The organism is Pseudoalteromonas sp. BZA4, from assembly GCF_040104395.1.
Classification (GTDB): Bacteria; Pseudomonadota; Gammaproteobacteria; order Enterobacterales; family Alteromonadaceae; genus Pseudoalteromonas.
Window position 1 is genome coordinate 1 of record NZ_JBECOT010000108.1, and the last position, 6,053, is coordinate 6,053.

7 protein-coding genes are annotated in these 6,053 nt (G+C 42.9%); all 7 read left to right on the forward strand.

Features of this window, described 5'->3' with window-relative positions:
• Positions 1-197 precede the first annotated feature (197 nt).
• The 7 genes from iscR (at position 198) to fdx (ending at position 5,554) form a co-directional block, all read left to right on the forward strand.
• Positions 198-689 carry a Fe-S cluster assembly transcriptional regulator IscR gene (iscR, locus tag ABMY41_RS21210; RefSeq protein ID WP_054552499.1) on the forward strand — a complete coding sequence of 164 codons (492 nt, stop codon included), beginning with the start codon at positions 198-200 and terminating at the stop codon, positions 687-689.
• Positions 690-711: 22 nt separating this feature from the next.
• Complete coding sequence (locus tag ABMY41_RS21215) at positions 712-1,929, forward strand: IscS subfamily cysteine desulfurase (protein WP_054552500.1); 1,218 nt, start codon at positions 712-714, stop codon at positions 1,927-1,929.
• Positions 1,930-1,969: 40 nt separating this feature from the next.
• Positions 1,970-2,353 (forward strand): Fe-S cluster assembly scaffold IscU, encoded by a 384-nt coding sequence (iscU, locus tag ABMY41_RS21220; protein WP_054552501.1) that lies wholly within the window; start codon positions 1,970-1,972, stop codon positions 2,351-2,353.
• Between the two features lie 11 nt (positions 2,354-2,364).
• Entirely contained in the window at positions 2,365-2,688 is a 324-nt protein-coding gene (gene iscA / locus ABMY41_RS21225; RefSeq protein ID WP_054552502.1) for an iron-sulfur cluster assembly protein IscA, read from the forward strand.
• A 78-nt stretch (positions 2,689-2,766) separates the two neighbouring features.
• On the forward strand, positions 2,767-3,294 hold the full coding sequence (hscB, locus tag ABMY41_RS21230) for a co-chaperone HscB (RefSeq protein WP_054552503.1): 528 nt from the start codon (positions 2,767-2,769) through the stop codon (positions 3,292-3,294).
• Between the two features lie 47 nt (positions 3,295-3,341).
• The gene (hscA, locus tag ABMY41_RS21235; RefSeq protein WP_063529989.1) at positions 3,342-5,204 is read left to right on the forward strand and encodes a Fe-S protein assembly chaperone HscA; all 1,863 of its coding nucleotides are present in this window, start codon (positions 3,342-3,344) and stop codon (positions 5,202-5,204) included.
• 11 nt (positions 5,205-5,215) lie between these two features.
• Complete coding sequence (gene fdx, locus ABMY41_RS21240; protein ID WP_054552505.1) at positions 5,216-5,554, forward strand: ISC system 2Fe-2S type ferredoxin; 339 nt, start codon at positions 5,216-5,218, stop codon at positions 5,552-5,554.
• Positions 5,555-6,053: the final 499 nt, after the last annotated feature.

Genomic DNA, 6,053 nt, shown 5'->3' on the forward strand with positions numbered 1-6,053 from the left:
AGCTTATAGCTTATAGCTTATAGCTTATAGCTTATAGCTTATAGCTTATAGCTTATAGCTTATAGCTTATAGCTTATAGCTTATAGCTTATAGCTTATAGCTTATAGCTTATAGCTTATAGCTTATATAATACTTGACTATTTTGGTCTGGTAATTAAAATTTGCACACCTTAGCGTGCAGTAACATCGGGGGCTCCATGAAGTTAACATCAAAAGGCAGATACGCAGTAACCGCCATGTTGGATGTTGCACTACATACAAATGTGGGTGCAGTGCCTCTTGCCGATATTTCTGAACGCCAAGAGATTTCGTTATCTTACCTTGAACAACTATTCGCCCGTTTACGTAAAAACGGCCTTGTGACCTCTGTGCGTGGCCCAGGTGGCGGATATTTACTAGGTCGAGAAGCGAACGAAATTTCTGTCGGCGATGTGATTAACGCCGTTGATGAGTCTGTTGATGCAACACGTTGCCACAATGCAACGGGTGGCTGCCAAAGCGGCATGCGTTGTTTGACTCATACCTTATGGTCGGACTTAAGCGCACGTATCGAAGAGTTTTTAAATAGTATTACCCTTGCTGAATTGGTGGAAAAGTCTGATGTGAAAGAAGTCGCATCGCGCCAAGATAACAGCATCAACAATGCAATTAAGCAACTGGAAAACATTCAAGTAAGCTGTCAACTGTAGCTTGACGAAAGCGGAGAGAGAAATGAAGTTACCGATTTATTTAGATTACGCAGCAACCACGCCTGTTGATGAACGTGTGGCAAAAGAAATGATGCAATGCCTGACTATGGACGGTAATTTTGGTAACCCTGCATCACGCTCACATCGTTTTGGTTGGCAAGCAGAAGAAGCGGTTGATCAAGCGCGTACAGATATTGCTGATCTGATCAACGCTGACCCGCGTGAAATTGTTTTCACTTCAGGTGCTACAGAATCAAACAACCTAGCAATTAAAGGTGCTGCGCAGTTCTATAAAAAGAAAGGCAAGCACGTTATCACTGTTAAAACAGAGCACAAAGCAGTGCTTGATACGTGTCGTGAACTAGAGCGTCAAGGTTTCGAAGTAACCTATATGGACGTTGAAGAAAACGGTTTACTTGACCTTAAAAAGCTTGAAGCTGCAATGCGTGACGACACAGTACTTGTGAGCGTAATGCACGTAAATAACGAGCTAGGTGTTATCCAAGATATCGCGACAATCGGCGAAATGTGCCGTGAGCGCAAAATTATGTTCCACGTAGATGCTGCACAAAGCGCAGGTAAAGTACTTATCGACGTGCAACAGTTAAAAGTAGATTTCATGTCGTTCTCTGGCCACAAAGTATATGGCCCGAAAGGTGTAGGCGCACTGTATGTTCGTCGTAAGCCACGTGCACGTTTAGAAGCGCAAATGCACGGTGGTGGTCATGAGCGTGGTATGCGTTCAGGCACACTAGCTACTCACCAATTAGTTGGTATGGGTGCGGCATTTAGAATCGCTAAAGAAGATTTCGAAAAAGACCATGCACACATCAGCGCACTTCGTAAGCGTCTGATTGATGGCATCATGGCTGATATGGACGAAGTTTACTTCAATGGTGAACCAAGTCACTCAGTTCCAGGTATTGTAAATATCAGCTTCAACTTTGTTGAAGGTGAGTCGTTATTAATGGCTGTTAAAGACATTGCTGTTTCATCAGGTTCAGCCTGTACCTCAGCAAGCTTAGAGCCTTCTTATGTACTACGTGCATTAGGCCGTAATGACGAGTTGGCACACAGCTCAATTCGTTTCAGCATTGGCCGCTTTACGACTGAAGAAGAGATTGATTACACCGTTGAACTAATCAAAAACTCGATCGGCCGTTTACGTGAGATGTCTCCTCTATGGGAAATGCATCAAGAAGGTATTGATTTAGATTCAGTTGAGTGGGCGCATCACTAATCAGTGATCGCCGCCGCTAGCAGGTAGTGAGGATAGTATTATGGCTTATAGTGATAAAGTAATCGATCATGTTGAAAATCCACGTAACGTGGGTGCTTTAGACAAAAATGATCCGTCAGTTGCAACAGGTATGGTGGGTGCACCAGCATGTGGTGACGTAATGAAATTGCAAATCAAAGTATCACCAGAAGGTGTAATTGAAGACGCAAAATTCAAAACATATGGTTGTGGTAGCGCAATCGCTTCTTCTTCACTTGTAACTGAGTGGGTAAAAGGCAAAACATTAGATGAAGCTGCAACAATCAAAAACACTGATATCAGTGCTGAGCTTGAATTACCGCCAGTGAAAATTCACTGTTCAATTTTAGCAGAAGACGCGATTCAAGCAGCAATTGCTGACTACAAAAGCAAACAAGCGAAGTAAGAGATAAATTCATGGCAGTGACATTGACAGATGCGGCAGCAAACCGCGTAGAATCATTTTTAGCAAATCGCGGCAAAGGCATTGGCCTACGCGTTGGCATTAAAACGACGGGCTGTTCAGGTCTTGCTTATGTTCTTGAATTTGTTGATGAGTTAGCAGACGGCGACGAAATTTTTGAAAGCCGTGGTGTGAAAGTAATCGTTGATGCCAAAAGCTTAGTCTACATTGATGGTACTGAGCTTGATTACACCAAAGAAGGTTTGAACGAAGGGTTTAAGTTTAATAACCCGAACCAAGCCGATGAGTGTGGTTGCGGCGAAAGCTTCACCGTTTAAGCTTATAAAACTTTCTTTGCTTGAAGCCCTGCCTATGTAGGGCTTTGTTCTTTCCTGTTTACCGAGTTGGATTATGTAATGCGTTACTTTGAGTTATTTGCAATTCCAGTAGATTACAACATTGATTTAGCGACTATTAATAAACACTATCTTGAGCTGCAACGTGCAGTTCACCCAGATCGCCACGCAAGCTCTAGCAGCCGTGATAAATTACTTGCTGTGCAAAATGCAGCAGAAATCAATGATGCATTACAAACCTTAAAACACCCGGTAAAACGTGCTGAGTACATGCTAAGCGAGCTTGGTGTTGATATTCGCGCCGAGCAACAAACATTACAAGACCCGCTATTCTTAATGCAGCAAATGGAGCTGCGTGAAGAATTAGAAGAACTTGAAAATGCCGCAGATCCTGATGCAGCAATTGCCCAGTTTGAAGCGCAAATTAAACAGCTCGATAAACAATACAGCAGTGAATTAGCCGCTCAGCTGGCAAGTAATGATGAGCAACAATGGCAAGCTGCCGCTGATAATATTCGTAAATTGAAGTTTGTTTATAAGCTACGCGATGAACTAGAGCGTATTGAAGACAGTTTATTTGATGATTAATCGTTAGTTGTTATACAACAGCTATTTAAGAGTTTAAAAAGAGCATTATGGCATTATTGCAAATTGCTGAGCCGGGGCAGAGCGCGGCACCACATGAGCACAAATTAGCAGTCGGTATTGACCTTGGTACAACTAACTCGTTAGTTGCAACAGTGCAAAGCGGCGAAGCGCGTACACTGACTGATTTAGCAGGCAATGCGATGCTACCTTCGGTTGTTCAATATCAAGCAGATAGCATTGTGGTTGGTGAACGAGCGGCTGCAGCTGCAACTCAAGACCCTGCAAACACACTAATCTCGGTTAAGCGTTTTTTAGGTAAAACTCAGGCTGAAATCGAAAAAAGCTATGGTCAACTGCCGTATGAATTTTGTGAGCATGATGGCTCATTAGCAATCAGCACGGTTGCGGGTGCAATTAGCCCTGTTACTGCATCGAGTGAAATTTTAAAAGCATTAAAATTACGTGCAGAAGACAGCTTTGCAGGCCAAGACATCTTAGGCGCGGTTATTACTGTGCCAGCTTATTTTGATGATGCGCAGCGTCAAAGCACTAAAGATGCCGCAGAGCTTGCTGGTATCAAGGTTTTACGTTTATTAAACGAGCCAACGGCTGCGGCTGTTGCTTATGGCCTTGATTCAGGCCAAGAAGGTATTATTGCCGTATACGATTTAGGTGGCGGTACCTTCGATATTTCTATTTTACGTTTACACCAAGGCGTATTCGAAGTACTTGCGACTGGCGGTGACTCAAGCCTTGGTGGTGACGATTTTGACTCGCTACTAGTTGATTACTTCAAAAAACAAACGGGTGTGAGCGAGCTTTCTGCATCGGTATTGCGTTTATTCATCAATAAAGCAAAAGCGTGTAAAGAAGCGCTAAGCCAATACCAAACTGTAAATGTTGGTTTAGAGTTTGATGGTCAAAGCCACAAGGTTGAAGTTACCCGCGAAACGTTTGATGAGCTTGCTCTTAGCCTGGTTAAGAAAACACTACGCTCTTGTCGCCGAGCGGTTAAAGATGCCGGTATCGAGAACGAAGAGGTACTACAAGTTGTAATGGTAGGCGGCTCGACTCGTATGCCAATTGTACGCTCTCAAGTTGCTGCATTTTTTGATAAAGAGCCACTGACTTCAATTGATCCAGATCGCGTAGTTGCACTCGGTGCGGCATTACAAGCAGACGTACTGGTTGGTAATAAGCCAGATTCAGACATGTTGCTATTAGACGTATTACCACTGTCGCTAGGTCTTGAAACCATGGGTGGCTTAGTTGAGAAAATCATTCCACGTAACACCACGATCCCTGTAGCACGTGCACAAGAGTTTACCACTTTCAAAGATGGTCAAACGGCAATGTCACTGCATGTATTACAAGGTGAGCGTGAGTTAGTTGACGATTGTCGTTCACTGGCTAAGTTCAGCTTAAAAGGTATTCCGGCCATGGCTGCTGGTGCTGCGCACATTCGCGTAACCTTTAAAGTAGATGCTGATGGCCTATTAAGTGTATCGGCAATGGAAAAATCAACCGGTGTGCAAGCTGAAATTCAGGTCAAACCATCATTTGGTTTATCGGACGACCAAGTTGCAAACATGCTAAAAGAATCAATGACTAATGCAAAAGACGATATGCAAGCGCGTATGCTGAAAGAACAGCAAGTTGAAGCGTTACGTGTTGTTGAAGCGCTTGAAGCATCACTGGCAACCGACAGTGCATTACTTGATGAACAAGAATTAGGTGCGTTAAAAGCAGAAATTGCTAAACTTGTTGCCGTACGCGAAAGTGCAACAACACCTGCAGAAATTAAAGCAGCGATTGAAGCTGTAGACAATGCAAGTAGCGAATTTGCTGCTCGCAGAATGGATGCATCAATCAAAAAAGCGCTGCAAGGGCAGTCAGTAGACGAAGTTTAACGAGGTAAGGTATGCCACAAATTATTTTTCTTCCACACGAAGAGTTATGCCCAGAAGGCGCTGCTATTGAAGCTCCTACAGGTGAAACGGTATTAGATGTTGCACTAAAAAATGGTATTAGCATTCCACATGCTTGTGAAAAATCATGTGCGTGTACTACATGCCACTTAATCATTCGTGAAGGCTTCGACTCTTTAGATGAGAGTGATGAGCTTGAAGACGATATGCTAGATAAAGCATGGGGTCTTGAGCCAGAGTCACGCCTTGGTTGCCAAGCGGTGATCAAAGATGAAGATTTAGTGGTTGAAATTCCAAAGTATAATCTCAATATCGTTAATGAAGAGCATTAATTTTTAACGGCTTTGATTTCGTAAAAACCGCTGTAGTTGCTTGGTCTCTACAGCGGTTTTTTGTTTTTGGAGCTGTCAGTTTTCAGCCGTCAGTTTTTAGCAGATCGAGAGGGTGGTTCAGTTATTAGTGTTTTTGAACAGTAGTAACGTTGTATGCTTTTTAGATCTATTAAAGCTGTCAGCTTTCAGCCGTCAGTTTTTAGCAGATCGAGAGGATGGTTCAGTTATTAGTGTTTTTGAACAGTAGTAACGTTGTATGCTTTTTAGATCTATTAAAAGCTGTCAGCTTTCAGACGTCAGTTTTTAGCAAATAGAGAGGGTGTTTCAGTTATTTGTGTTTTTGAGCAGCAATAGCTTTACATTCATTTCTCAGGTTTTATGTTTTTGATAGCTGATAGCTGATAGCTGATAGCTGATAGCTGATAGCTGATAGCTGATAGCTGATAGCTGATAGCTGATAGCTGATAGCTGATAGCTGATAGCTGATAGCTGATAGCTG

Excerpts from the sequence above, each read along its gene's own strand:
- iscU (WP_054552501.1), top strand. The coding sequence starts at position 1,970 with ATGGCTTATAGTGATAAAGTAATCGATCATGTTGAAAATCCACGTAAC.
- hscB (WP_054552503.1), top strand. The coding sequence starts at position 2,767 with ATGCGTTACTTTGAGTTATTTGCAATTCCAGTAGATTACAACATTGAT.
- fdx (WP_054552505.1), top strand. The coding sequence starts at position 5,216 with ATGCCACAAATTATTTTTCTTCCACACGAAGAGTTATGCCCAGAAGGC.
- hscA (WP_063529989.1), top strand. The coding sequence starts at position 3,342 with ATGGCATTATTGCAAATTGCTGAGCCGGGGCAGAGCGCGGCACCACAT.
- iscR (WP_054552499.1), top strand. The coding sequence starts at position 198 with ATGAAGTTAACATCAAAAGGCAGATACGCAGTAACCGCCATGTTGGAT.
- ABMY41_RS21215 (WP_054552500.1), top strand. The coding sequence starts at position 712 with ATGAAGTTACCGATTTATTTAGATTACGCAGCAACCACGCCTGTTGAT.
- iscA (WP_054552502.1), top strand. The coding sequence starts at position 2,365 with ATGGCAGTGACATTGACAGATGCGGCAGCAAACCGCGTAGAATCATTT.